We start from the raw sequence: 25,626 nt of genomic DNA, 5'->3' as shown, positions 1-25,626 counted from the left end.
TTTTCGCCTTTTAAACACGCCCATCAACGGCCACCCGATGAAACCATAGGGTTAGCGCGCCAGTACCGAGTCGAGTGCTTCCCGGATACCGCGCACGATGATGCGGATCTCGTCTCCGGTGACGATGAATGGGGGCGAGATCTGGAGGATGTTGTTGGGCAGGTTCCGCAGGTGTACGCCTCGGCCCTCGAGTGCGGAGACGACGTCGAGCCCAGAAATGCCGTCTGCGAGGACGACTCCTCCCATGAGGCCGATGTAGCGCACCTCCTTCACACCTTCGTGGTCGCGGAGCTGCTCCAGCTCATCAGCGAGGATCGGTTCGAGTTCTTGGACATGTGCGAGCAGGTCCTCCCGCTCGATGATCTCGAGGTTCTTGAGCGCGACTGTCGCAACCGTGGCATGGCCGGCGTAGGTGAGGCCCTGGTGGAGGATGGGAGCGTCGGCACCGTCGTAGAACTGCCCGGACACGCTGGGAGCGACGATCACGCCGCCGAGGGGCAGGTAGCCGGAGGTGACGCCTTTCGCGAAGGTGATCATGTCGGGGTTGAGGTCGAAGCGCTCCGATGCCGTCCAGGTACCGAGACGGCCGAACGCGGTGATGACCTCGTCGGCGATGATGAGGAAGCCGAACTCCTTGGCGAGCTCCTTGATCCGCTCGAAATAGCCTGGCGGAGGAGGCACGAGTCCGCCGACACCCATGACCGGCTCGGTGATGAACGCGGCGATCTTCTCCCCGCCAGATTCACGGATGCTGTGCTCTGCAGCTTCGATGTCCCACTGGTCGACGAGCAGCGTCTCCGGTATCAGGGTGCCCGGACCGAATCCGTCCCGGTTGAAGGCGAGACCGGCCACACTCGTGCCGTAGGCGTGCAGGCCGTGGTAGGAGTCTTTGCGGGAGGCGATGGTGAGCTTCTCGGGCTGCCCTTGCAGCTGCCAGTGCCGTCGGGCAAGCTTGAGCGCCATGTCGACTGAGTCAGAGCCGCCGCTGGTGAAGATCACCTTGGCGTCGTCGAATGGCGCCAAGGTGGCGATTTTGTTTGCGAGGTCGAGCGCCGGTTGGTTCGCGTAACGGCCGAAGATGTGCCAGGTCTCGAGGGTGCGGATCTGCTGGGCGGCGGCCTCTGCGATCTCGTCGCGGCCGTGACCGACGTTGGCGTACCATAGGCCGCCGGCGGCGTCGAGCAGACGGTCGCCATCGCTGGTGACGATGTAGGCGCCGTCGCCTTCGGCGACGACGGTCTGGGGGTTGGCGAGCACGGTCGGCATATGAGCCTGAGCGCTCCACAGCGCGTTGTTCTGGGACATTGTTGTATCCTCCTGCAAATCGTTTGTGGGTCGGGTCGAACGGTACGTCTTGGCCCGGGGCGGCTGTTCAGCTGTAGTCGAAGAAGCCCTTGCTGGTCTTGCGCCCGAGTTCGCCGGCGGCGACCTTGTCACGCAAGATTCGCGGGGGCTCGAAACGTTCGCCGAGTGTAGAGGCGAGGTATTCTGCGATCCCGAGACGCACGTCTAGGCCGACGAGGTCAGTGGTCTTAAGTGGGCCGGTCTCATGCCGGTAGCCGAGCACAATCGCCGCATCGATGTCCTCCGCTGAAGCGACGCCCTCTTCGAGCATCCGCATCGCCTCGAGTGCGAGGGCGACACCAAGCCGGGAGCTCGCGAACCCGGGAGCGTCGCGCACGACGACGGGGGTCTTTCGCAGGGCCTCGGTCCAGTCGCGGGCGGCGTCGACGAGAGCGTCATCTGTTGCCTCGCCGACGATGACCTCGATTAGCGTCGAAGCGGGGACCGGGTTGAAGAAGTGCAAGCCGAGGAACCGGGATGGGTTCGAGAGTTCGGCTGCGAGTTGCGAGACCGACAGCGATGACGTGTTTGTTGCGATCGGGGTATTCTTCCCGGTGCGCTGCTCGATCGCGCGGAGGGTGGCCGCTTTCAGTATGAAGTCCTCCGGGACTGCCTCGATCACGAGGTCGGCTGTGTTCAGGAGCCAGTAGTCCTCGGATACGACGAGCCGGGATAGGAGCACATCGAGTGCCGGCGCTGCGGGATCCTTCGAGACGGCTTTTTCCATGATCTCCTGGATCCGGCCCTGGGCGGCTTCTACTGCCTGCGCGTCCCGTTCGAGCACGGTGACCGATGAGCCATTGACGGCGAAACTGAGCGCAATGCCAGTTCCCATCCGGCCGCCTCCAACGACGGCGACATGTTGAGGCAATGCCACGGTTTAGTGTCCCTTCCGCGCGTTGCGCTTCTGCAGGAAATCGTCCATACGCTGGGCTTTCTCCGGTGATTCGAAGAGCAACGCCTGCGCAAGGTTATCGATGATCGGATGCGCAGGCCTCGGCGCGTGAATAATCGTCTTGGTGACCTGGATCGCGAGCGGATCAAAGCCGCCGATGCGATCAGCGAGGGCGTTAGCACGATCGATCAGTGCTTCTGGCTCGCAGACTTCAGTGACCAATCGAATTGAGAGCGCCTCGTCGGCTGTGAGGACGCGGCCTGCGAGCAGGATCTCCTTCGCCACAGGTTCGCCAACGAGCTCGACGAGCCGCCAACATGCACCGGCGGCGGCGATGATGCCGAGGTTGGGTTCGGGATTGCCGATCTTCACCCGGGTCGTCGCGATTCGGAAATCTGCGGCGTATGCCAGTTCAGCCCCTCCGCCGAGGGCGTAGCCGTCGATCGCGGCGATCACCGGCATCGGCAATGCCGCGATGCGCGCGAAGATGCTCGAATTAATCCCGCGCAGGGCTTCGTGCCGGCGCCGGTCGCGCAGCTGCGAGATGTCGGCCCCTGACGCGAAGATGCCGCCTCGTTCAGTCCGGGTTCCGGTGAGGACCAAGATGCTGGGTTCGCGCTCGAGCTCATCGCAGACCCCGTGGAGTTCGTCCACCATTGCCTGATCGATCGAGTTCAATGTCTGGGGCCGGTTCAATCGCACGATTGTGCGATTACCGTATTGCTCTACTGTGAGCGTGCTCACGAAGTCCGCCTCTCTCAGAAACCGTCCGGCGGCACTGCCGCTGCGATGCGGAATTAATCTTAGTTTGCCCTAGGATCCCATAGCACACAAATACCTAATAACCCTCTTTTGATGCTAAATCCTGCATATATACAGCTTCCGGTAGCCGCAACCAGTATGGGATTTATCACCGCATGTCATTTAAACCGATCAGTATTGGTATTGGACGTGTGATGAATTAGCTGCGACAGTGAAGAAATCGGACCTCTAGGCATCGTTTCGCATGGGTCCTTGGCGATCACACACCGAGCAATGAAGGAGCGTCGTCGCACATGGGTGTCTACACGACCGTGAATCCAGCAACCGGCGAGAAGTTAGCCGAGTTCTCCGAACTCACCGGCGACGAGGCGCGGTCCGCACTCGATCGAGCCGGAAACGCTTACCCACAGTGGAAGGGCAGGGACCTCCAGGAGCGGGTTGCCCTCATCAAGCGCATCGCGGAACTACACCGCGCGCAGCGGGAGGAGCTGGCTTCGCTGATTACCATCGAGATGGGCAAGCCCATCGCGCAGGCCCGGGGCGAGGTCGATCTCGTCGCGAACATCTACCACTACTACGCCGACAACGCCGAGGATTTTCTCGCCGATGAGGTTCTCGACATCGCCGGTCCCGGCACTGCTGTAGTGAAGACCGAGCCGATCGGCGTGTTGGTCGGCATCATGCCATGGAACTATCCGTACTACCAGGTGGCGCGATTTGCGGCGCCGAACCTCATCCTGGGCAACACGATCCTGCTTAAGCACGCACGCAACTGCCCGCAGTCCGCGCTCGCCATTGAGCGTGTGTTCCGCGAGGCCGGCCTTCCCGAGGGCGTCTACACCAATGTGTTCGCGAACAATGATCAGATCGCGCAGATGATCGCCGACGCTCGCGTGCAGGGTGTCTCCCTCACCGGGTCCGAGCGGGCTGGCTCCTCCGTCGGTGAGGTCGCCGGTCGGCACATGAAGAAGTATGTCCTGGAGCTCGGCGGGTCCGACCCGTTCCTCGTGCTAGACGACGCCGACCTCGACGCCGCGGCAGCAGCTGCCGCAGTCGGCCGCTTCGCCAACGGCGGCCAGGCCTGCACCGCATCGAAGCGTTTTATCGTCCTCGACTCGGTCTACAACGAGTTCCTCAAGAAGTTTATCGAGCAGAGTCGCACGTACGCTGCGAGTGATCCCGCGTCCGATGTTACGAAGCTCGGCCCGCTCGCTTCCACCGCGGTTCGGCGGGACCTCGTGGAACTCGTCGACGACGCTATCGAGCGAGGAGCGACGGTACACCTGGGCGGAGAGATCCCTAATACGCCGGGCGCCTACTACCCGGCAACGGTGCTCTCCAATGTCACGAAGGACATGCGCGCCTACGCCGAGGAGCTGTTCGGCCCGGCCGCCGTCGTACATCGAGCGACCTCTGAGGAGGAGGCGATCACGATTGCGAACGATTCCCCCTTCGGACTGGCCGGTTCGGTGTTCTCGGGCGACCCCGAGCGGGCGCAGCGGATCGCCGACCAAATCGAGACCGGCATGGTGTGGATCAACAGCACGAGCAGGACCGCACCGGATCTTCCCTTTGGCGGGATCAAGGCGTCGGGCGTCGGCCGCGAACTTGCCCGATACGGCATCAACGAATTCGCCAACAAGAAGCTCATCCGCGTCCCCGACGCGGTGAAGAAGCTCGGCATGAATGAAGAGCGCGTCATTTAGACGATATGAAGTGCGGCGCCGGTTCGTTGTCGTGGGACTGGAATCTCGGGTTCAAAGCCTGGCGTAGGTTGCCAGTTCCGCGGCCTTCTTCGCTCAGCCGGGGCCGGTGTGGACTGGTAGAGTCACATTTGAACGTCTGGAGGTTCCAGTCAGTTCCTCCCGCGCGAAGCCGTGGACGGTGGCTCCAGCGCCGAGCAGAGAACGGGAAATTCCAGTCCTGTTGCCACTGCTGGCCCCAGTTGACCAGCGCTGCCCGGCCGTGCAACGTGTCCTGTATGGTTCGGTCCCGGCTGTATGAAGGCGCCGCTTCGGTGCTGGTTAGTCCAACAGGGCTCAGGAGCCGAAATCGAGCAGCACCTTTCCCCGCTTGATGCCACATTCGACGTGGTTAAAAGCTGCCGCGACATCATCGGCGGCGAAAACGCGGTCGATAACAGGCCGCACCTCTCCACTGGCCAGGTGGGGCAGCATTCTGCGCTCAAAAGCTCGCACTACGATGGCCTTGTCTTCCGATGATCGTGCCCGGAGGACCGAAGCGAGTAGCCGTCCCCGTCGGCTCATTAGTGCCCCCAGATTAATCGACGTCTCGGCGCCGGCGCCCACTCCGACAACTATGATGCGCCCCAAGACCGCCAGTGCGGCGAGATCGGTGGCGAGGTTGGGCGCACCGACGACCTCGAGCACAACGTTTGCGCCGCGGCCTGATGAGATCTCGAGGACGACGTCCACCACGCTCTCAGGATCGGCCGGGATGCCGCCAAGGTCTGAGATTAGTTCCCGCCCGTGAACGGTCCGGCTTGTGCCAATGACACCTGCCCCGCTGGCACGAGCAATCTGCACCGCTGCAGTGCCCACACCGCCCGTCGCTCCGCCAACTCGTCGAGGTTGCCCGGCACGATGCAGACATGGCGTGCGGAAACCAGGACCCGATTTGCCAACCCTCCCCCCGCCACCACCCGTTGGTGGCCGGAGTCAATGGAATGTGCGACCGCCATTGATCTGGATGACCTCGCCGCGTCCGCACCGGTGCCCGCGTAGGACGCCGGTGCGGACGGAGCGGCGGATCATCGCGATCCGGGTCAACCGGCGGTGGGGACCGGCACGGATCGGCTATCACCTCGGGATCCACCCTTCGACCGTGCACCGGATCCTGGCCCGGTACGGGCTGGCGAGACTGTCCTGGCTGGACAGGGCGACCGGCCGGGTCATCCGCCGCTACGAACACACCGCGCCCGGGGACCTGGTGCACGTGGATATCAAAAAGCTCGGCAGGATCCCCGACGGCGGCGGCCACCGCGCCGTGGGCAGGGCAGCCGGGCGCCGTAACAAGGTCGGCACGCAGCGCAACCGCCGCCCCGGGTATCGCTTCATTCACAACGCCGTCGACGATTACTCACGCTTTGCCTACTCCGAGATCCTCACCGATGAGAGAAAGGAAACCGTCGCCGCGTTCTGGACCCGCGCCAACACCTGGTTCGAGTCCCGCGGGATTACCGTCCAGCGAGTCCTGACCGATAACGGCAACGGGTACCGATCCCGTGCCTTCGCCGACGCCCTCGGCCCCCGCATCAAACACAGACGCACCCGCCCGTACCGGCCGCAAACCAACGGTAAAGAACGCTTCAACCGCACCATGCTCGAGGAATGGGCCTACGCGAAGCCTTACCAATCAGAAGCAGAGCGCGTGGCCGCTTTCCCGAAATGGCTGCACCACTATAGTCACCACCGAGGCCACACCTCACTCAAAGGTCAGCCACCAGCCAGCCGTGTCACCAACCTCACGGGGCAATACACCTAGCGAAGTCAGCCCAGTTGCGCCTGTTACCCGCCGACGACGCCGAAGGTCGGCGCCGGTGTCAGCCAGGGGAGCCAGCATGATCCTGTTGGCCGCGACTTCCAAGAGCGACCGCGCCGCGTATGCGCTGATGTTCCGCCAGCTCGCGGCTACCGCTAAAGCCATTCACGATATGCACAAAGCCACCACAGACCTTAACCGGGTGATGGGCTTGTCCAGGTCAGTGATCGCCGCGACGAAGGTCGTCGAAGGCAGCGTATCAACGCAGACCGTGAAGCCGGAACGTATGACCATCGAGAAGTTGCGCGAACAGCATCCCGAACTCGATGAGGAAACCCTGAAAGCACGTTTGGTTGCTGGACGTTCCCGCGAAGGCGCACCGATACCGGCGACACTCACACGCGGACAGAAGCCAACCGAGCACGCAGTACCAGCACGCGGGCCAGAACGAGGTAGTCAACGAGGGATTTAGAGATAGGGGATAGCGGTTCAGTGTCGCTGACGCTCCGTGGTGGTAGAACGTATCTCGCGTGTCGGTTCCGCTCTGGATGCGCGGTGCTTTTGGGTGAATGATTGTGGTGTCTGCCGCGGGCGACGCCGATTTGTTCTTGGTGCTGTTAGTGAGCCTGTGGGTTAGCGTGGTGTGGAGGACTTCCACGGGAACCGTGGATTGTTGCCCTTGAGCACGAGTGTTTGATTCCTGAATTGATTCCCCGTCCTCCCCGTAGCAGATTCAATGATCGGGTCGAGGGTGTCAGGAGAATGATCATGGATATTGTGCACGAGCGGGCGGTGGGGATGGACATTTCCAAGCGTGATGCGAAGGTCTGCTTACGGGTTCCCGGGAACCGCCCGGGGACTTTCACGACCACGGTGAGCACATGGGGTGCCACGACCTCACAAATTCTGGAGCTCAGGAATTTCCTTGAGTCCGAACACGTCACCACGGTGGTGATGGAAGCGACCAGTGATTATTGGAAACCGTTCTTCTACCTGCTCGAAGAAACCCTGCCGGTAGTCCTCGTCAATGCGAAGGCGGCACGGAACATCCCGGGACGTAAAACCGATGTTTGCGACGCGGCGTGGCTGGCGCAAGGGCGTGTCAAATGAAGTGTGTAAGGGACCAGCTGGTTATCCGTTCTGCCGGGTCGGTCAGATCGGAAGCCTGTTAGGAAATTGAAGTGCGAAGGCGTTCAGCGCTCGGTGCCATCCCTGGGTGCCGGTGCCCAGGTCACCGCCCCGGAGGGTCTCGATGTTCCTGATTCCGAGATAGACAAGCTTGATCGCGGCCTCGTCGGAGGGAAACGAGCCGCGGGTCTTGGTGATTTTCCTCAGCTGGTAATTGATCGACTCGATCTGGTTGGTCGTGTAGATGACTTTGCGGATTTCGGGCGTAAACGCCAGAAACGGGGTGAAGTCCTCCCACGCGTTCCGCCACGCCAGCACCGCCCCAGGGGCCTTGGGACTTCCACACCTCGGCGAAGTGCGCCATGGCGAGCTCCGCCGCTTCCACGGACAGCGCGGTGTAAATCGGACGCATATCCTTTGCCATCGATTTCCGGTCCTTGTAAGAGGCGTATCTCATCGCCGAGCGCAGCAGGTGCACCACGCACGTCTGCACCACGGTTTCGGGGTAGATGCTATTGACCGCTGCGGGGAGCCCGGTCAGCCCGTCGCAGCACAGGATGAGGATGTCCTTGACCCCACGGTTGCGGATCTGGGTCAGCACGTTGGCCCAGAACTTCGCTCCTTCCTGGGTTCCCAGCCACAGGCCCAGCACCTGCTTGCGGCCCTCCACGTCCACACCGACGGCCACGTGGCAGGCTTTGTTGACCACGACCCCGCCATCCCTGATTTTCAGCCAGATAGCGTCGATATACACGATCGGGTAGACCGCTTCCAGCGGCCGGTTCTGCCACTGGGTGATCTCATCGGCGATTACGTCAGTGACCCGGGAAATCGTCGCTGCCGAGACCTTCGCCCCGTAGATTTCCTCCAAGTGCGAGCCGATGTCCCGGGTCGTCATGCCCCGGGCGTACAGGGACAGGATCATGTCCTCGACCTTGCCGAGCCGGCGGGCCCGCTTGGGCACGATCACGGGCTGGAAAGTGCTGTTTCGGTCCCGGGGCACGGTGACCTCGACCGGGCCTTGGAGGGTGTGGACCTGCTTGCTGGTCTTACCGTTGCGGGAGTTACCGCTACCGGCCCCGGCAGGGTCACCGGATTCGTATCCGAGGTGATCGCTAATCTCGGTTTCCAGCGCCCGTTCCAGCACCGCTTTGGTCATCTGCGACAGCAGTTCCTCAACCCCGTGCCGGCCCTCTCCGAGGTCCTCTGCAGCATTGACCAGAGCATCAATCTGCTCGGGGCTAAGCACAGCGGCCAAGGGGTTATCAATCAGTTCGTTCTCGCCCAAAAGGGCCGTCCTTTCAGATGGTGCAACCAGCGGCCACACCATCACATCAGGCCGGACCCCTTACACACTCGATGAAACACCCTCCGGCCGCGCCGCCGCGCAGACCATCATCGCCGAGATCGGGCTGGATATGACCCGGTTCCCCACTGCCGACCATCTGGTGTCGTGGGCGAAACTGTCTCCGCGCACCATCCAGTCCGGGCCGAAGAGCCGAGCCGGGCACACCGGCAAGGGCAACCCTTACCTCTAAGGAACTCTCGGTGAGGCAGCAGCCGCGGCAGCCCGCACCGATACCTTCCTTGGCGAACGCTACCGGCGGCTCGTCAAACGCCGTGGGAAACTCAAGGCCCTGGTCGCGGTGCCAGCTCCATCCTCGTGACCATCTGGCACCTCCTGGCCGACCCGGCAACCCGATCGCACGACCTCGGATCCAGCTACTTCGCCAACCGCACCGACAAGGACCGCAAAACACGCAACCACATCCGCCAACTCGAAACCCTCGGCTACACAGTCACCCTTGCCCCCACCGCCTAACCACCAACAGTCATTTTCCGGTTAGCTCATGAGCGAGTCGGACGGAATTGATGAAGCAGTAGAAGGCGGGTTCCGTGCTGGCCTTATGGCAGCCGCACGGATCGGAGAGCAGCTAGCGAGGATGCGTGAGGAACAGCTGCACAGCATCCAGCAGGCAGAAGAAGCACGGGCACGAGAGCTTCAGGAACGGTTCAACGCAGCGCAGGCAGCAGCTCGCGCCCAGCTCGACCCGGTAAGCCGGGACGAGTGGTGGGATAAGGCCACCCCGAGATGATCGAACGCGCCCATGAGACAGCGGAAGCATGGAAAGGCTACGATCCAGTTGCCACCGAGCACGCAGAGAGAATCCGCGATCAGGTGCAGCAACGCTACGGGATCGACGTTGACGCACCCGGAGCCTCCGAGCAGGACATTTCCGCAGCCGTCACCTGAGCCCAAGCGGCACGTCAGCAGACCGAGATCGAACGCTCCAACGCTGCCGCAGCTCGCGGCGACGAAGTAATGGCCGGAGCCGCCATAGCCGGGGCAACCCGGGAGGACCAGACGCGGGCGAACAACTCAGCAGAGCCAGCCTATGACTCCCCGGAGAGGCGTCAGCAGCTCGAAAAGAGCCTAGAGGGGCATCCCGACCGGGAGGCCGTCAAAGCTCGCCTCATGTTCGACAAGCACCAAGGAACACCCCCGAGCGCAGCAGTGAGCTCTGAACCGAATCTGGGCAAGACCTCCGGGATGAAAAGCTCGTCCAGAGGACGCTCCATCGAACAGGGAGCGCGAGAACGCTGACCAGGACATGTACGTACACAGACAAAAGGGAGGCCCAGCCGGCAACGGCGTGGCCTCCCCATTCTGGTAGTGAATTTACAACGGGTACAGAGATTGAGCAGGGGCCGGTAGAGCCGGGTGTTGGGATGCTTCACGCTTTGGCCGGGGGCGTGGTTGACTACCTTTCTCGGCCCATTCGGTGAGCACGTTGCCGGTCAGGGACGCATGCTTACCCGCTTCGAGGATGTCCTGGACAGTGACCGGGTTCATGCGACTTCTCCGGTCGCGGCGTCCAGGGTGGTGAAGGTGTCATAGACGCTCAAGTCCACGTTCGCCGCGGACGGTTCGGTGCGTGGGCCAGCCGGCGGGCGATCATGCCCAGGGCGGCCATGTCTGGTTGGTCCCCGCGGCGGATCAGGGTATCGGCGGCTTGGATTGCCGCATCGAAGCCGGCGGATCCGGACGCGGCGTCCACTGCGTTGAGCAGGCGGCGCCGGTCGGTGGCCGTGGCCCGGTCCCGCCAGTCGCGTACCGGGTCGGTGGCCAAGGCCCGCGGCGGGGAATGTGACCAGGAACCGGGCTTGGTCACCAGCAATGGGACGAGGGAAGCAGGTTCGAAGATCGTCTCGGTCTGCCTGCCGAAGACTCGTGGGAAGGACCGTACGGGCTCGGAATGCTCGTCCAGGATCTCGATGACGTCATGGCGTAAGCCCACGGTGAGGTTCCGCCCGTGCTCCGGCTCCCGGGCGCTCTACTTTGACACGCGCGCGTCGAGATCCGCCAAGGTTATCGTTGCGAGCGGGCTAGCAAGCACGAGGGAGAAGTCTGCTACGAGAATTCCCTCTAGCGGCGCCCCCGGCGTTCATCTCCGGCCTCACGACTGACTCCGTTGGTGCCACCCTCCCAGGACACTCATTACAGTACTGACCGAATCGATGCCTCCAGTACCGCCAAGCCCTCGTCGAGGACTCCGGCTTCGATTCCCAGCGGTGGGAGCAACCGGATGATGTTTCCGTTGGTTCCGCAGGTAAGGGTCAGGACACCGTGAGCGTTGGCCTTCTTAGCGGCGGCGGTTGCGAGGTCTCCGCGTGGCCTGGAGGCGTCACGGAACTCGATCGCCATCATCGCACCACGGCCCCGAACGTTTGACACACCGTCCAGCTCCACGAGGGGCTCAAAGCGCTGCCTGATGGCAGCTTCGATGCGAGTGGCGTTCTTGAGGAGAGTCCCTTCTTCAAGGATTTCGAACACGGCCAGCGCAGCCTCACAGGCTACAGGGTTGCCGGCGTAGGTTCCACCCAAACCGCCAGTGTGAACGGCATTCATGAGCTCAGCGCGGCCGGTTGCGGCCGAAAGCGGCAGCCCGCCGCCGAGCGCCTTCGCGGTCAGCGTGATGTCGCCGGCAATTCCCTCGTGTTCGGACGCGAACATGGTGCCCGTCCTACCCATACCTGCCTGGATCTCATCGATCACCAGTACGATGCCGTGGCGCGTAGCTATTTCACGGAGTCCTTTGAGGAACCCGGGTGCCTGGACAATGAATCCACCCTCACCTTGAATCGGTTCGATGACCATCGCGGCGAAAGTTTCCGCACCGTTTGCAATCAGCAGGGCTTCGATCTGCTTCAGGGCCTTCTCAGGTCCCTCAGGTGTGGTGTGCGCCGGTGCAGTGGGAGCTCGGAAAACCGAACCCGGCAGAGGGCCGAAGTTGAGCCGGTACGGATTCTCCTTCGCTGTCATTGCCATCGTGAGCTGGGTGCGCCCGTGGTAGGCCTCGTCGAAGACGAGGATGTTCGGGCGCCGGGTAGCTGCCCGGGCAACCTTGATGGCGTTTTCGACCGCCTCCGCTCCGGTGGTGAACAATGCGGTCCGCTTCTCAAAGTGACCGGGGGTGTGTTCGTTGAGCCAGCGGCAAACGTCGACGAATGCGGAGTATTCGGTAACCATGAAACATGTGTGGGTGAAACGCCCGAGCTGGGCTGCGGCGCGTTTGGCCACCTTCGGATTTGCCGCACCGACGCTAGTCACAGCGATGCCCGAAGCGAAGTCAATGAGGTGGTTCCCGTCGACGTCCACGAGCAGCGCTTCCTGTGCATGATCGATGAATACGGGCATGGTGATGCCGAACGCGTTGGTCACGTGCTGGCGTCGTTCGACTTCCAGTTCGCGGGAGCGCGGTCCAGGAAGTTCAGTAAGTAGACGGCGAGCTGTGACTTTGACGCTGGCCGGGTCGTTGGCCCGGCCCGGAGCGAGCTGTGGTGTGACGGTCATAGGTCCTCCTCGTGTGGTTGAAACCACGATAGGCGCAACTGAATGACGTGTCGTTGGATAATATATCCTCGGAACGTCCTTATGTAGACGCAGCGTACAAAGCGCGTGATCTATGATTTCTGCATGATTACTCTCGCCAGGCTCGTAGAGGCCGCAAGGCGCGATTTGGTGCCCTGTTGGCCGATCTCGCTACCGCGCGTAGAGCTGACGGGTGTTCATGTCTCCGAGCTCGAGGACCCAACGATGTTCCTCTATGGGGGCGAACTGCTCCTCACAGTGGGACTGCAGCTCACCGGGCTGAATGGTGACGCGCACAAAGAGGCTGCCAAACTATATGTACAGCGTCTGGTGGACGGGGGCGTAACTGCTCTTGGCCTTGGTCTTGGTTCCGGGCATGCAATGGTGCCAGACGAGCTGCTGGCGGCGTGCGTCGAAGCAGGCCTTCCCCTACTCACAGTTCCCCGCGAGTCCCCTTTTCTGGCAGTATCACGGGCCTACTGGGAATTGGTCAGGGAAGGTGGAGAGGCCGAACTCACCGCATTGCTGGGTCTTCAGGTTGCGTTGACGCGGGCCGCAGCCCAGGAAGATGCGGAGCCGGAAATCGTTCGTGAATTAGCCCGCGCCTTGGGAACCTGGGTTGCCTACTTGCCCGAAGGGGACAGAGCTCCATCGTCCGCCGGCAGCAGTGGGGAGCTTCCGCCCGGGCTGCTAGACGAGCTAACCCGGGAATCTGCCGTCCTTCGGACCGCACGCAGAGGCGCGACCGGCAATATCCAACTGGCATCAGGTAATGCCTCGCTTTATCCCGTATCCGACGGCCCATCCGCTTCCGGGTACCTCGCGCTGGGTAGAAGCGGTCAGTTGGCCGCCGCAGAGCGTCATCTATTCCTGACCGCATCGACCCTTCTTGCCGCGCGAGCGGCTGGCCAACGAAACGCTGCGGCTGAGCGTCGTCGTGCCGAAGGCATGGTCGCAGCACTCGTCCTGGAAGGGTACGATGATGCCGCCCGCCTCCTTGCGAAACAAATGAACCTTGATGACCTGCCAGACACGGCATTCCTTGTAGCCCTTCCTGATCAAGAACAGCTCGCCGCGCAGCCTTCTCCGCCCGGACTCGTGCTCCAACGGTCTGGTGTCATGTTTGTGCTCCAAACAGCGTCGAGCCCCTACCCCCGACTACCAGAAGGAGTCCGCGGGGCATGGGGTGGACCAATTCCGCTACGACGCCTACATGAAATTGGAGCCCAGGTCGCCGATGTCGCCGCTTCGGCGCCCGTCGGCCGGCTCATTCGTGTCGGCCATGGGTTGGATCTGCCGGCCGATGAATGGGTGGGTGTACTAATGGCGCACCCAGTCCAGCTCCTGGAAACTGTCCGCGTGTACTTGGCTCACCGTGGGCAATGGGAAGCCGCCGGCCGAGAACTAGGGGTGCATCGAAACTCAGTGCGCTACAGGATCGCCCAGGCGAAGGAACTTTTAGGGGTCGACCTAGATGATCCGGATGTAACCGCTCAGTTGTGGCTCGCCCTCAGGAGTCGGCCCTAAGTGTACTGGGTCGGGACGTTGGTTACACGGTGAATGGGTGTAGACCTCTTAGGTTGGTGGTTTACCACAACTGCCAACTGATCTAAGAGGTCTTCACTATTGGTGTGTGAGGGTCAAGAAGTTCTGGCCTGACCAACGGCATGGCAGTCGGCCCGGCATGCGGGAGAGGAGAAGAATGCTTCCGGGGTTGCCGGTCTGCCCAGAGGTCTTCTGACGCGCCCCTCGTCTCGACGGGGTGGGAGTTGTCCTCGACATGACCTGCCGATCGGCCAGCCTCACAAGAGGCGTGGCCGGGCAGGCTGCCATGTCCTGATAGGAGTCTGACAAGCGTCGCAATAGTGAACTGAGTGGCATACCCGCCCGGCCGCGCACCCCCCCCATTGAAACGGAAAGGTGCGCTAGAACCATCATGCAAGGCAAAGAGTCCCAACGTGTATGTGGGGATAGATACCCACGCGGAAACCCATTACGTGGCCGTTATCGACGAGGACGGTCGTCGACTGATGGATCAGGAGTTCCCAGCGACCGCCGGTGGATACCGGAAGATTATCGAGTTCATCCCCACCAACGGCAACGCTCTCGGCATCGGAGTTGAATGCACTGGCAGCTACGGCGCAGAAATCACACGGCAACTGGCGGAGTGAAATTCGAGGTCATTGAGGTCAATCAGCCCAGCCGTGAAAAACGCCGGCGGAAGGGGAAGACGGATCAGCTCGACGCTTACAGCGCCGCCGAAGCAGTCATGAGTGGCCGAGCCAGCTCTGCACCAAAGGGCCGCAACGGGCTCGTCGAGGCCCTGCGAAGCCTGCGGACAGTCCGCGAGTCTGCGTTGCGCGACCGCACCGCAACCATCAATCAGATCAAAGCGATGCTCATCAGTGCCCCTGACAACGTCCGCTCACCATACCGGTCGTTGAAAACACCGAGGCTCGTCGCGGCGTTGGCTGCCACCCGTCCCCAGCGGCAGCCAGTCACTTCAGAAGAATGCACCCGCTACGCGTTGCGCCTGCTGGCGAAGCGCTACCAGGAACTCGATGAGCAGGTCCGGGATCTCACGGCTCAAATCGATCGTCTTCTGAAAGCCCACGCGCCCGGCCTCATGAACGTCTTCGGATCAGGCCCCGATACCGGCAGCCAACTGCTCATCACCGCCGGCGACAACACGGCACGCCTAAGAAGCGAAAACCAATTCGCTGCCCTGACCGGAACTTGTCCAAGGCCTGCTTCATCAGGGAAGACAGAACGGAACCGTCTAAACCGGGGTGGTGACCGTAAAGCCAACTCGGCACTCCACCACATCGTGCTGGTCCGGATGAGATACCACCAGCCAACCAAAGACTACGTCGCCAGACGGACGGCCGAAGGGCTCGGGAAGAAGGAAATCATGCTGCCTCAAGCGCTACATCGCGCGCTAAGTCTTCCCTGTCCTCGTGCAGACACTCCGCGTCAACGAACGGGGCATTACTTGAAAAATGTCTATAGGTGCCATGTCCCACAGTAATGCCCGCCTGACCCCGACCCGGTAGGCGGATCATCACCGAACGTGTTTTGTCCGGCCGTCCCGTCGCTCACGTGGCCAAGGAAATGGGTATTTCCCGCACCTGCGCGCACCCTTGGTTGAGCCGGTACCGTGCCCATGGCTGGGAGGGGCTGCAGGATCGCGGGTACGACTGAAGTCTTGCCCATATGCCACCGCACCGGCGGTGGCCGCTGACATCCTCGTTCAGCGCCTGGCGCACCGGGAAGGCCCAATTGACCTGGGCCGGCGTTGCGGGATCAGCCCACGGACGGTGTCCTGGATCCTGGCCCGGGCAGGCATGCCGAAGTTGTGGGAGCCGGACCCGGTCACCGGGCAACGCATCCGGTCAGGCAGGGCCATCGAACACCGGTACGAACGCGCCACCCCGGGAGAGCTGGTCCATATCGATGTGAAGAACTCGGACGTATCCCTGATGGTACGGGGCCGGGGCATCGGTTTCGACTACGTGCACGTCGCCGTGTGATCACTCCCGGCTGGCTTACGCCGAAGTGCTCACGGACGAGAAGGGCCCCACCCTTAGCCTTGATCCACCGATCAGCTGTCGGCGTTGGTTGGTTTCCGGGGCGTGACGGAGTTCTGGCTTTTGGGCAGGACTGATCGACCTACCTCGCTGTCGGTGTTGTTCCACTAATGTTCCTGGTCGGGCCGTTGTCGCAGCTGTTGGTCGGGCTTCCTACGCCGTGGCCGGTGGTGCGGTGACGGTGTTGAACAGCTGCTCCCATGCGGTCTGTCAGGGCCAGGATTCAGGGAGGTGGAGGCGTATTTTCCGTGCGCTTGATGGCGATCCTGGCGGGGAGGTGGATGAGTTTGCGGCGGATCGTTCCGGTTCTGGCTTTACCGAACTGCCCGGCGGCGAGGATCCCGGCGGCGCGTGTGAGGTTGTAAGCCATGACCGCGGCCACGAGCCAGGCCGAGTTCGCAGCGAACTTGCCGGAGGTTATCTTGAGTCGCTCAGCGGGTGTCCATCACGTGCGTGACGAGGTTGGATTGCCCAGCGCCTGCGTCGTGGATGCGGTTACCTTGTGTTGTCCATCACGGCGACGGAAGGTATCCGATGAAGGTTCAGCGCGTTCTCATGCCAGGGTCCCGGGCGGAGTCCTGGACGGTGCTCGGCGACGATCAGGTACCGGTTGACCCGGTTGAGCGATTTCTCGCCTATCTTGCTTCGATCGAACGGTCCCCGAACACGGTTAAGGCCTACGCACATGATTTGAAAGACTGGTTCGCCTTTCTTGCCGGTCGGGGCCTGGACTGGCGGTCGGTCAGGCTGGAGGATGTCGCCGCGTACGTGGGCTGGCTTCGGCTGCCGCCGGCGGCTCGTACCGGTCAGGTGTTGATGTTACCGACCGTGGAGCATCACTGCAGTGAGTCAAGTGTTAACCGTAAGCTGGCCGCGCTAACTTCGTTTTGCGAGTTCCACGTGCGGCACGGAGTGGCGTTATCCGGTCTTTTAGTCAGTGTGGTGCCGAACCGTAGGGGCGCGTCAGCGGCAACCTCGTTCAAACCGTTCCTGCACCACATCAGTAAGCACAGCGGGCAGCGTCGACGAACGATCAAACTGTCGACCTCGCCGCCGCGGGCACGTGTCCTTTCGGCAGCAGAGGCCCAGGCGATTCTGGACGCATGTGGGCACTTGCGCGACCGGTTCCTGTTCGCGCTGCTGCTTGATACCGGGATAAGGACTGGTGAAGCACTGGGGCTGCGCCATGAGGACTTGGCCATTGCTGAACGCCAGGTGTCCATCGTGATCCGCGCTAACGATAACCGTGCCCGCGCCAAGGGTGGCCGGCCGCGGTTGATACCGACCAGTGCGGAGTTAATGCGGCTTTATACTGACTATCTCAACGACGAATACGGGCCGCTGGACTCCGATTATGTTTTCGTTAATCTCTGGGGCCGGCCTCATGGACACCCGTTGACGTATCCGGCGGTCTACGACTTGGTAGCTCGGTTACGCCGGCTCACGGGTGTCGCTTTTGGCCCGCATTGGTTCCGCCATACGTATGCGACTTGGCTGCTGCGCCGCGGTGCGGGGATGGAGAATGTGAAGGAGTTGCTCGGACACGCATCGATCACCACAACGATCGATACTTATGGTCATCTCACCGTCGAAGACGCCAGAGCGACCCTTTACGCCGCGGGCTGGTTCACCGGCAGGGAAGTGCAGCGGTGAGCGGGGCGTCCCGGGCTCATCTGACACCTGCCCATCCTGGTTTGCTGGAGAAGCTGATGGCTGTGGTGCGGCCGGAATTCCGTGTTGATATTTACCTCCCCGATCCTGACGACCCGGTGTTGGGACGCAAGTCGTGCCTGGTACCCGAGTGTGACCGCTGCCAGGTTGAGAACGGGCTTTGCTCTGCTCACGGTTGGCGTCGACGTCAACGGGGCCGGTCGGAGATGGAGGTGTTCCTCGCCGATCCGGGACCGGAACTGAACGGGCGCCGGGATTTAAGCACCTGTTCCGTTACCGGATGCAGGTACGGCAGCAGCGGCTCTGGACTGTGTCAACGTCACCGCTCGGTCTGGACCCGCGCCGGCCAGCCCGATCTCGGACAATGGGCTGCAGGTGCTTCTCTTATCGGACCATCCGTACCGGCTGAGTGTTTGCTGCGGTTCTGCTCGTTATGGACCGAGAACGCCAAACACTTGTATTGCAAATCCCACGCTACACGGTGGGCTCAACTGGGCCGCCCGTCCAATGCTGACTATATCGAGCATTGCCAGCGGCGCGGCAAGGCATACATCGACTTCCGTGGATTGGCGCCCCAGCTCAAACTTGAGCTGCAGTACGCAGTCCAGTGCCGCCACGACCAAGCCACGCTAATCACGACACCGTCGATGGTGACCTGGACATTACGCAACGTCAAAGACGTCGACGTGAGGTCACTGCTGGATCTGACCCAACAGCAGTGGCGTGAGCTTGCCGGACCTAAAGAGGGTACCTACCACCGGTTCCTGGCCTTCTCCCGTGAGAAGGTCGAGACCCTGCATGAGGGCTCGGGCTGGGAGGTGGAGTATCCGCGCGATGTCTGGCGCCTGCATCTGCTGCCCGGGTTGACCGCGGTTCCGGGAAAGCGGCCCCACTCCCGTATAAACCTGCGGTTCGACCGCTTGCTCCAGTCATGGTTACGGAGCCTTGCCAAACGCTGGGCCCGGCTGCGTCTCAGCTCCGGGTTGAGCCCATCCACCGTGAGCGGCGATATCCAGGGTCTGCGACGGTTCAGCACTTTCCTTGCCGAAACCACTCCCGGAATAGAAGCTCTGGCCGACATCAACAGGGAGGTGCTGGAACGGTATTTGGCTTGGCTCGCTACCCAGCCTTTCGGGCGCGGCGCCAAGGAAGATGCCATCACCGCACCGGGAGCCTTCTTCCAAGCGATCCGCCAACACGGCTGGGACGAGACCTTACCGACCACGGCGGTGTTTTTTCCCGGCGATATCCCTGCCCGCCCAGCCAAGGCCGTTCGTCACGTCGCTGAGCACATCATGACGCAAGTCGAGGCGCCGGCCAACCTCGACCGGTGGCCCAACCCCGGTGGACGGCTCATCACGCTGATCTGATTCGATGCGGTTTAAGGGCCACCGACGCGTGCACCTTAGCGTTCGACTGTCTGCTCCACGACGGTCAAGGAGCTCCTTACCTGCGCTATTTCAACAACAAAATGCGCCGCGAGGCCGCAGTGCCGATCGATGAGGAACTCGAGACCGAGATTCATATCCAGCAGCAACGGGTGCGGCAGCGCTGGCCCGACCAGCACCCTTGCCTTTTCCCTGCCCTGATTGGCAACGCCGGTGGCCAAAACCCCATGACGTATTACAGCTATCGGGGCATGCTCAACGCGTGGTTGGCCACCTGCCAGGTCAACGACGAACACGGCCAGCCGGCGCATCTTACCCCGCACCAGTGGCGGCACACATTTGCCTGCCGGCTCATCAATAAAGACGTCCCTCAAGAGGTCATCCGGGTTCTGCTCGATCATGAGTCGACTCAGATGACAGCCCACTACGCCCGGCTCACTGACCAGACGGTGCGCCGGCGCTGGGAGGAAGCCACCAAGGTCAACATCAAGGGAGAGCGGGTCGACATCGACCCTGAGAGGCCCCTTGCCCAAGCCCAGTGGGCCAAGACCCGCTACGGCATGGCCACGCAGACCCTTCCGCACGGATACTGCGGCTTACCGGTGCAAAAGAGCTGCCCACATGCCAACGCCTGCCTGACCTGCCCAGTGTTCATCACCGGGCCCGAATTTCTACCCGAGCTGCGTGAACACCGCGGCCGCACCCTGACACTCATCGACAAGTCCGAGGCGAATGGGCACACCCGCGTGGCAGAGATGAACAAGAAAGTGCTGACCAACCTCGACAGGATCATCGACTCGGTCGATGAAGAACCGGAAAAATCCGCAGATGCGATCTGATAACTCCAGCTATCTCCTCGCAGCCGCGCGCGATCGAGCCCTGCAAACCCGCAAGCGGGCACTGCGCGCGCTACAGCGGCTCGACACCGCCGGCACGCCTGCCACCTTCGAGTCCGTCGCCGCCGAAGCCGGCGTTTCCCGGTCCTGGCTCTACACTCAGCCCGATTTACGAGCCGAGATCCAACAACGACGTGCCCGCCACCAACCTTCACCGCCGTTGCCGCTGACCCCACAACGGCAACGGGCATCGGACGCGTCCCTGCTACGCCGACTGGAGGCCGCCACCGAGCGGCTGCGTCGCCTTGAGGAGGATAACCGCCTCCTGCGCGACGCCCTCGCTGAAGCTCTCGGCGCCGCGCGCACCAACCGCATCCTCGGACCAGGGACCAGCCGCGACACGCCCGGGCGACAAGCCACTAAAACTATCGGCCCCTGCTGATGCAAACCACCCCAGAGCCTCGTCGAAGACACCATCCACAACACAGAACCGCAGGTCAGAAGCCTGCAGATCGTCGGGACTAAAGATAACCGAGGGCATGTGCGCCAACGCACTGTCTTTCAGGTGGGCGTTGATTTGCTCGATAATGGCGTGCTTGCGGTGGGTTTGATCCGCGGCGACGGTGTCTAGGATCTCAGCGTCAACGGTGGTGAAGAACGCGTGGTGCCGGTGTTTGTCGAGTAGCCGCGGCTGACGGTGGTTTCCTTTGTCGGGTTCAGCTCCGGGATCCGGCGCACCACGAGCCCGGTAGACGGCCATCAGCGTTTCTTGGACCGGGGCTCGTCCGGTGAATCTCGTGAGGCGTCCTCTAAGAACGCCTGTAGTTTTCCCATCAAGTCCGAGGCTGCCTCGGTCTTTTCCAACCGGCCCTGCGTCACCTCTAACTGGCGGCGCAAACGCGCGTTCTCGGCCTGCTCCGCCGAGGGCTTCCCGATCGGTTCCCCGGGCTTCTTCCCGGCCAACACACCGGCATCACGGAGCTTCCTCCACTCGGTGATCTGTGAGGAATACAGGCCCTCCCGGCGCAGGAACGCACCACCGCCACCGTTCTCGCACGCGCTCTCGTACGCGGCCAGGAACTCGAGTTTCTGGCTGGACCGGGGTAAACGACCGTCGAGGCCGCGGCCCACCAGCCCGCGGCCCAGGAGAGTTACTACTACTACTACTACTACTACTCACAGCGCTATCTTCGCGTACTGCACTCAGAACCGAACTGGACATGATCACTGGATTCCTGGCTCTCGCCCCACGCGACTAAACGGACTTGCTACGAGCCCCTGGTACCGTCCCAGCCTGACACGTAGGGCTTGGCAGAACGGCAAAGCCGAACGCTTCAACCGCACCCTCCAGGAAGGTTGGGCCTACCGGCAGGCTTTCACCTCCAACAAGGACCGCACCGACGCACTGCAACCCTGGCTAAACTTCTACAACAACCATCGGCCACATGGCAGCCTCGGAGGCACGCCACCCATCACCAGGTGTCAACAACCGACTGACTGAGTACAGCTAAGTATCGGCACAGGGAACGAGTTCAATGCCGAGCATTGGCTCCATATCCATGCTTTCGTGCCCAGCAGCCTCCCTATGGCACCTCGCCTGGAGGATTCTTCATCGGACAATGGGCTTCATTTATGACGAATCATCTAAAGAGCGATCAATAACTTGACTTTCTGCATCATGACGTCGGCCACTCGCCCAGCTACTCTCAATGGACAGTCCGTTGCTAGAGGACGATCCCCAGCCCGGGGATAGCAACCGCTGCAGGAGAGAACGATGGGAGCGGCCCCACGCGCCATGCGAGGGCACCCACCGGCCCTCCCCGAACTCCGTTCCCTGCGCAATTTCTGCTCCACTTCGCTGCTCCCCGAGAGGACCAATCGTGACGATCGAATATACGAACTCAGCCGCGAGGACAGCCACCCGGACCAGAACCATACGCGGTGCGGTCCTGGAAGCTACCGGCGCCGAGCGGCCGTACACGGACACGCTCCCCATCCAAGTGGAAGACCTCGAGCTCGAAGGTCCGGGTAAGGGCGAGATCCTGGTTCGAATTGAGGCAGCCGGGGTGTGCCACTCAGACCTATCCGTCGTCAACGGAAACCGGCCGCGACCTACCCCAATGCTGCTTGGCCACGAGGCGGCCGGCATCGTGGAGGAATTGGGCGATGAGGTGACCGATATCTCGGTCGGTCAGCGTGTCGTCATGACGTTCCTCCCCCGCTGCGGGCAATGCGCCGGTTGCAAATCCAACGGCGGGACCCCGTGTGAGCAAGGCAGCGCGTCCAACACCGAAGGAACACTGCTCGGTGGCAGCCGGAGGATCTCACGAAACGGCCAGCCGATCCAGCACCATGTGGGAGTTTCCGCGTTCGCCACATATGCGGTGGTTTCCCGCCGTTCCGTTGTACCTGTTGGCGCTGACGTGCCTGCGCACATAGCTGCACTGCTCGGATGTGCCCTGCTCACTGGAGGAGGAGCTGTTCTCAATGTCGCCAAGCCCGTGCCTTCGGCCCGGGTAGCCATCGTTGGTCTCGGCGGAGTAGGTATGGCGGCTCTGATTACAGCCGTCGCCACCGGAGTCGAACACGTCGTCGGTATCGATACCATGCCAGCCAAACTGGAAGCCGCGCGCAACCTTGGTGCCGTCGACGCCTTGACTACTGCGGCGGCTCTGGAATGCGGTGAAAAGTTCGACGCTGTTATCGAAGCGGCAGGGCACCCACGCGCTCTGGAAGCTGCGGTGGCATTGACGAAGCCGGGAGGAATCACCGTGACGGTCGGGTTGCCCGCCCCTGGGCAATCGGTCGCCATCGACCCGCTCACCCTTACGGCAGAGGCCCGGTCCATCGTCGGCAGTTACCTCGGTTCGGCAGTTCCCGAACACGACATTCCCATCTACGAACAGCTCTGGCGAGACGGCCAACTGGCGGTCGAAGGGTTGGTGTCTGAGACCATCTCGCTCGAAGAGATCAACCGGGCAATGGACACGCTCGACGACGGCCACGCGCTACGCCAAATCATCACCTTTTCCTGATTTCAATCCGCATCCAGCTTCGAAGAGAGACCATTGTGACCTCCACGAAAGACCACATCTACAGCGCAATCATCATCGGCGCCGGTTTCGGCGGTCTGGGCCAGGGAGCCCAGTTCGTCCAGGAAAGCGTTGAGGACTTCCTGATCCTTGAACGCGGCGAGGATGTAGGAGGCGTATGGCGTGAGAACACCTACCCTGGCGCCGCGTGTGACACTCAGGCGCTCGTGTACTGCTACAGCTACTTCCTCAACGTCAAGGTATCCCGGATGTTCGCCGGCCAGGAGGAGCTCCAAGGCTACCTGCGCTCCATGGTGCAGGAGTTCGGGCTGAATAAGCACATCCGATACGGTCAGGACATCACAGCATCGGAGTGGGATCAGGCTCGCTGCCTCTGGACTGTTCATACCGCGGACGGCTCGCAGTACCTCGCCCGTTCCGTCGTGGCAGCTTGGGGCCAGCTGAACGAGCCCAATATGCCTGACTTCCCGGGGACGGACACGTTCGAAGGCGTGGCTTTCCACTCCTCGAAGTGGCGGCACGATCTCGATCTGACAGGCAAGCGGGTCGCATCCATCGGTTCAGCCGCCACAGCGGTTCAGTACGTTCCCGAGGTTGCGAAAATCGCATCGAACCTGACTGTATTTCAGCGCTCAGCCAACTACATCCTCCCCCGCGACCAGTACATCTTCAGCGAGGAGGAAAGCAGGCAGTTCCAGAAGAACCCGGACGCATACCGAAAGCTGCGCCAAGAGATCCACGAGTTTCGTGAAGCGGGATTCGAGCGGACGCGACGCCACACAGCAGCGTCCGAGGAAGGCGTGCAACTCGCACGCGAGCACCTCGAGAATCAGGTGTCCGATCCTGAACTGCGGGCCAAGCTCACCCCTGACTACGACTTCGGATGCAAGCGTATTCTGAGAAGCGACGATTTCTACCCCGCCCTGACCCGCGGCAACGTGGAACTCGTGACCGAGGCAATTACCGAGTTCACGCCTCGCGGAATTTGCACCGCTGACGGCGTCGAGCACGAGTTCGACGTGGTCATCTACGCCACGGGCTTCCATAGCCATGCCTTCCAGGGATCAATGCGCGTTTCAGGACGTGATGGCATCCGCCTCGAAGAGCGGTGGGGCAACGCACCAGAGGCATATCTGGGCATCACTGTCGATCAGTTCCCCAACCTCTTCCTAATCTATGGTCCCAACACCAATCTGAACCACAACTCAGTGGTCTCCATGCTGGAGGCCCAGCACCGCTACATCGCCCAGGCTGTCGAGTACATCGCAGCCGATGAATCGAGGGTATTGGAAGTGGATCGGGCTGTGCTCGACAAGTACAACGCTCACGTTCAGAACGAACTCGAGAAGTCCGCGTTCTCCTCGGACTGCTCCTCCTGGTACAAGAACGAGGACGGACGAGTCATCAACAACTGGTGCGGAACGGTGGAAGAATACCGGGCGAGCACCCATGACCTCCAACTCGATGACTACCTTCAGCTGGCCGAATCCGGACAGGCAAGGTGACCCATCCAGACCCTTTCAGCCGGAGGCCTGTCGCATCAGACGCTGTAGGAGTTCTGGAGGCATTCCGCTCATCCGGGGGGCGCTCATTCCATACTTATCCCGTCGAACAGGTACGGGAGCTCTATGAGCAAGGGTGTGCGGCCAACGGTCTGAGCGGTGATTCGCTGTCGTCGGTAACGGATTTCAATGTCGACGAGTTCAAACTGCGGATCTATGACCCGCGCCCCGTCGGAGGACCCACCCCCGGCGTGCTATTTCTCCACGGCGGAGGGTGGGTTATGGGCAGTCTTTCAACTCATGACGGACTGTGCCGGCGCCTGGCGAGCCTTACGGCGCTGCCAGTCATTGCGGTTGACTACCGTCTGGCCCCAGAGCACCGCTATCCGGCAGCGATCGACGACTGTCGCACTGCGCTGCGTTGGTTGTTCTCAGCCGGTAATGAGCACGGCCTGGACGTATCCCAGGTCGTGCTCGTCGGTGACAGTGCTGGAGGACAGCTGGCCGCTGTCCTAGCAATTGAGAACGCGACCGCAGCAGATCCGCTGCCGATCGCGGGCCAAGTCCTCATCTACCCCATGGTGGACCTGACCATGGCATCACCCTCCTACGGCCGAGTCACCAAGGGATTCCCTCTCGTTGCTGACACTATCGCTTGGTTCGCGGACCATTACCTGCCGGAGGGGATAGACCGTTCTGCCCCAGAAATCAGTCCCGCCCTCGCGCAACTCCCCGTCGGCCTTCCACGAAGCCTCGTTATCACTGTGGACAACGATCCGTTGGTTGACGAGGGGGCGAACTACGCCGCGTCCCTTGCTCAAGCAGGAACTGAGGTCCGGTACCAACACCTACCGGGGTACGCCCACGGAATGTTGACCTCCGCAGGGCGTATCCCTCGTGGTGAACAGTCGGTTGAGGACATCGCCGGCTTCATCAGGTACGCACAATCTGACTGGGATGGTGTGCATTTTGGGCGGGAGTGAGGCGCTCGGTCCGGTGACCACCAAGCAGACAACTCTATGGATGGTGGTGGTCCGAGGGATTCCCCTCACGGCCATCACCATCTCACATTATTTAGGAAAGCAC

Annotated in this window: 23 protein-coding genes and 8 pseudogenes; 19 read left to right on the top strand and 12 right to left on the bottom strand. The window is 61.9% G+C overall.

The annotated features are described in order from the left end of the window. Positions 1-51: 51 nt before the first annotated feature. The 3 genes from HMI57_RS17590 to HMI57_RS17580 all read right to left on the bottom strand — a co-directional run bounded on the left by HMI57_RS17590 (position 52) and on the right by HMI57_RS17580 (position 2,983). On the bottom strand, positions 52-1,305 hold the full coding sequence (locus HMI57_RS17590; RefSeq protein WP_171587291.1) for an aminotransferase class III-fold pyridoxal phosphate-dependent enzyme: 1,254 nt from the start codon (positions 1,303-1,305) through the stop codon (positions 52-54). 67 nt (positions 1,306-1,372) lie between these two features. Further along, positions 1,373-2,221, bottom strand: a complete 849-nt coding sequence (locus HMI57_RS17585) for a 3-hydroxyacyl-CoA dehydrogenase family protein (RefSeq protein WP_346655266.1) — start codon at positions 2,219-2,221, stop codon at positions 1,373-1,375. A 3-nt stretch (positions 2,222-2,224) separates the two neighbouring features. Continuing rightward, entirely contained in the window at positions 2,225-2,983 is a 759-nt protein-coding gene (locus tag HMI57_RS17580; protein WP_346655265.1) for an enoyl-CoA hydratase/isomerase family protein, read from the bottom strand. Positions 2,984-3,294: 311 nt separating this feature from the next. Between HMI57_RS17580 and HMI57_RS17575 the strand changes: the two genes are divergently transcribed. Further along, the gene (locus HMI57_RS17575) at positions 3,295-4,707 is read left to right on the top strand and encodes an NAD-dependent succinate-semialdehyde dehydrogenase (protein ID WP_171587289.1); all 1,413 of its coding nucleotides are present in this window, start codon (positions 3,295-3,297) and stop codon (positions 4,705-4,707) included. Positions 4,708-5,040: 333 nt separating this feature from the next. Here HMI57_RS17575 and HMI57_RS17570 read toward each other — a convergent pair whose 3' ends face one another. Beyond that, positions 5,041-5,562, bottom strand: a complete 522-nt coding sequence (locus tag HMI57_RS17570; RefSeq protein ID WP_171587288.1) for a zinc-binding dehydrogenase — start codon at positions 5,560-5,562, stop codon at positions 5,041-5,043. Positions 5,563-5,716: 154 nt separating this feature from the next. Here HMI57_RS17570 and HMI57_RS17565 point away from each other — a divergent pair. The 3 genes and pseudogenes from HMI57_RS17565 to HMI57_RS17555 all read left to right on the top strand — a co-directional run. Beyond that, a pseudogene (locus HMI57_RS17565) lies at positions 5,717-6,505 on the top strand (IS481 family transposase); the annotation flags it as partial. Between the two features lie 76 nt (positions 6,506-6,581). Continuing rightward, positions 6,582-6,974 carry a hypothetical protein gene (locus HMI57_RS17560; protein WP_171587287.1) on the top strand — a complete coding sequence of 131 codons (393 nt, stop codon included), beginning with the start codon at positions 6,582-6,584 and terminating at the stop codon, positions 6,972-6,974. A 296-nt stretch (positions 6,975-7,270) separates the two neighbouring features. Then, a pseudogene (locus HMI57_RS17555) lies at positions 7,271-7,594 on the top strand (transposase); the annotation flags it as partial. A 60-nt stretch (positions 7,595-7,654) separates the two neighbouring features. Here the strand turns inward: HMI57_RS17555 and HMI57_RS17550 are convergent. Next, positions 7,655-8,888 (bottom strand): annotated as a pseudogene (locus HMI57_RS17550) (IS256 family transposase). Positions 8,889-9,293: 405 nt separating this feature from the next. Between HMI57_RS17550 and HMI57_RS18920 the strand changes: the two are divergent. From HMI57_RS18920 to HMI57_RS17535, 3 genes are read left to right on the top strand one after another with little or no spacing between them, the layout of a single operon-like run. Continuing rightward, positions 9,294-9,452 (top strand): hypothetical protein, encoded by a 159-nt coding sequence (locus HMI57_RS18920; RefSeq protein ID WP_216607679.1) that lies wholly within the window; start codon positions 9,294-9,296, stop codon positions 9,450-9,452. A gap of 28 nt (positions 9,453-9,480) precedes the next feature. Beyond that, positions 9,481-9,726 carry a hypothetical protein gene (locus tag HMI57_RS17540; protein WP_171587285.1) on the top strand — a complete coding sequence of 82 codons (246 nt, stop codon included), beginning with the start codon at positions 9,481-9,483 and terminating at the stop codon, positions 9,724-9,726. Then, entirely contained in the window at positions 9,723-9,884 is a 162-nt protein-coding gene (locus HMI57_RS17535) for a hypothetical protein (RefSeq protein WP_171587284.1), read from the top strand. The genes HMI57_RS17540 and HMI57_RS17535 overlap by 4 nt, the downstream gene beginning before the upstream one ends. Before the next feature lie 649 nt (positions 9,885-10,533). Here the strand turns inward: HMI57_RS17535 and HMI57_RS17530 are convergent. The 4 genes and pseudogenes from HMI57_RS17530 to HMI57_RS19295 all read right to left on the bottom strand — a co-directional run bounded on the left by HMI57_RS17530 (position 10,534) and on the right by HMI57_RS19295 (position 13,610). Continuing rightward, positions 10,534-10,929 carry a hypothetical protein gene (locus HMI57_RS17530; RefSeq protein ID WP_171587283.1) on the bottom strand — a complete coding sequence of 132 codons (396 nt, stop codon included), beginning with the start codon at positions 10,927-10,929 and terminating at the stop codon, positions 10,534-10,536. Between the two features lie 19 nt (positions 10,930-10,948). Beyond that, positions 10,949-11,052 (bottom strand): annotated as a pseudogene (locus tag HMI57_RS19300) (CoA transferase); the annotation flags it as partial. A gap of 77 nt (positions 11,053-11,129) precedes the next feature. Continuing rightward, positions 11,130-12,485 carry an aminotransferase class III-fold pyridoxal phosphate-dependent enzyme gene (locus HMI57_RS17525; RefSeq protein WP_171587282.1) on the bottom strand — a complete coding sequence of 452 codons (1,356 nt, stop codon included), beginning with the start codon at positions 12,483-12,485 and terminating at the stop codon, positions 11,130-11,132. Between the two features lie 882 nt (positions 12,486-13,367). Then, positions 13,368-13,610, bottom strand: a complete 243-nt coding sequence (locus HMI57_RS19295; protein ID WP_228721204.1) for a hypothetical protein — start codon at positions 13,608-13,610, stop codon at positions 13,368-13,370. Between HMI57_RS19295 and HMI57_RS19645 the strand changes: the two genes are divergently transcribed. From HMI57_RS19645 to HMI57_RS17505, 4 genes are all read left to right on the top strand, one after another. Continuing rightward, positions 13,512-14,030, top strand: coding sequence for a helix-turn-helix domain-containing protein (locus HMI57_RS19645; protein WP_346655268.1), 519 nt, complete (start codon positions 13,512-13,514; stop codon positions 14,028-14,030). The two genes, HMI57_RS19295 and HMI57_RS19645, sit on opposite strands and share 99 nt — an antisense overlap. A 431-nt stretch (positions 14,031-14,461) precedes the next feature. After that, positions 14,462-14,674, top strand: a complete 213-nt coding sequence (locus HMI57_RS19445; protein WP_346655264.1) for a transposase — start codon at positions 14,462-14,464, stop codon at positions 14,672-14,674. Continuing rightward, complete coding sequence (locus HMI57_RS19280) at positions 14,671-15,531, top strand: transposase (RefSeq protein ID WP_346655263.1); 861 nt, start codon at positions 14,671-14,673, stop codon at positions 15,529-15,531. The genes HMI57_RS19445 and HMI57_RS19280 overlap by 4 nt, the downstream gene beginning before the upstream one ends. A 202-nt stretch (positions 15,532-15,733) precedes the next feature. Then, entirely contained in the window at positions 15,734-16,033 is a 300-nt protein-coding gene (locus HMI57_RS17505; protein ID WP_171587280.1) for a hypothetical protein, read from the top strand. A gap of 267 nt (positions 16,034-16,300) precedes the next feature. Here the strand turns inward: HMI57_RS17505 and HMI57_RS17500 are convergent. Next, positions 16,301-16,505, bottom strand: a pseudogene (locus HMI57_RS17500) (transposase); the annotation flags it as partial. A gap of 170 nt (positions 16,506-16,675) precedes the next feature. Here HMI57_RS17500 and HMI57_RS17495 point away from each other — a divergent pair. From HMI57_RS17495 to HMI57_RS17485, 4 genes are read left to right on the top strand one after another with little or no spacing between them, the layout of a single operon-like run. Further along, positions 16,676-17,743, top strand: a complete 1,068-nt coding sequence (locus tag HMI57_RS17495) for a site-specific integrase (protein WP_346655262.1) — start codon at positions 16,676-16,678, stop codon at positions 17,741-17,743. Between the two features lie 41 nt (positions 17,744-17,784). Further along, positions 17,785-19,131: a hypothetical protein gene (locus HMI57_RS19275; RefSeq protein WP_228721193.1), complete on the top strand. Its 1,347-nt coding sequence runs from the start codon at positions 17,785-17,787 to the stop codon at positions 19,129-19,131. Further along, positions 19,092-19,988 (top strand): tyrosine-type recombinase/integrase, encoded by an 897-nt coding sequence (locus HMI57_RS19270; protein WP_346655261.1) that lies wholly within the window; start codon positions 19,092-19,094, stop codon positions 19,986-19,988. The genes HMI57_RS19275 and HMI57_RS19270 overlap by 40 nt, the downstream gene beginning before the upstream one ends. Continuing rightward, positions 19,978-20,427 carry a DUF6262 family protein gene (locus HMI57_RS17485; RefSeq protein ID WP_171587278.1) on the top strand — a complete coding sequence of 150 codons (450 nt, stop codon included), beginning with the start codon at positions 19,978-19,980 and terminating at the stop codon, positions 20,425-20,427. The genes HMI57_RS19270 and HMI57_RS17485 overlap by 11 nt, the downstream gene beginning before the upstream one ends. Before the next feature lie 72 nt (positions 20,428-20,499). Here HMI57_RS17485 and HMI57_RS19265 read toward each other — a convergent pair. Both HMI57_RS19265 and HMI57_RS19260 read right to left on the bottom strand, forming a co-directional pair. After that, positions 20,500-20,729, bottom strand: a pseudogene (locus HMI57_RS19265) (IS1380 family transposase); the annotation flags it as partial. Positions 20,730-20,939: 210 nt separating this feature from the next. Beyond that, positions 20,940-21,165 (bottom strand): annotated as a pseudogene (locus HMI57_RS19260) (hypothetical protein); the annotation flags it as partial. A gap of 129 nt (positions 21,166-21,294) precedes the next feature. On the opposite strand from HMI57_RS19260, the pseudogene HMI57_RS17470 reads away from it, so the two are divergent. The 4 genes and pseudogenes from HMI57_RS17470 to HMI57_RS17455 form a co-directional block, all read left to right on the top strand. Beyond that, positions 21,295-21,486 (top strand): annotated as a pseudogene (locus HMI57_RS17470) (integrase core domain-containing protein); the annotation flags it as partial. Positions 21,487-21,871: 385 nt separating this feature from the next. Further along, the gene (locus HMI57_RS17465; RefSeq protein WP_346655267.1) at positions 21,872-23,020 is read left to right on the top strand and encodes an alcohol dehydrogenase catalytic domain-containing protein; all 1,149 of its coding nucleotides are present in this window, start codon (positions 21,872-21,874) and stop codon (positions 23,018-23,020) included. 35 nt (positions 23,021-23,055) lie between these two features. Continuing rightward, positions 23,056-24,543: an NAD(P)-binding domain-containing protein gene (locus HMI57_RS17460; RefSeq protein ID WP_171587277.1), complete on the top strand. Its 1,488-nt coding sequence runs from the start codon at positions 23,056-23,058 to the stop codon at positions 24,541-24,543. Continuing rightward, on the top strand, positions 24,540-25,523 hold the full coding sequence (locus tag HMI57_RS17455) for an alpha/beta hydrolase fold domain-containing protein (protein WP_171587276.1): 984 nt from the start codon (positions 24,540-24,542) through the stop codon (positions 25,521-25,523). The genes HMI57_RS17460 and HMI57_RS17455 overlap by 4 nt, the downstream gene beginning before the upstream one ends. Positions 25,524-25,626: the final 103 nt, after the last annotated feature.

The sequence above is a fragment of the Arthrobacter sp. 260 genome (assembly GCF_013116745.1).
In the GTDB taxonomy this organism is placed as follows: Bacteria; Actinomycetota; Actinomycetes; order Actinomycetales; family Micrococcaceae; genus Arthrobacter_D.
The sequence above is the reverse complement of the archived record's forward strand: the minus strand, read 5'-3'. Positions and strand labels throughout refer to the sequence as shown.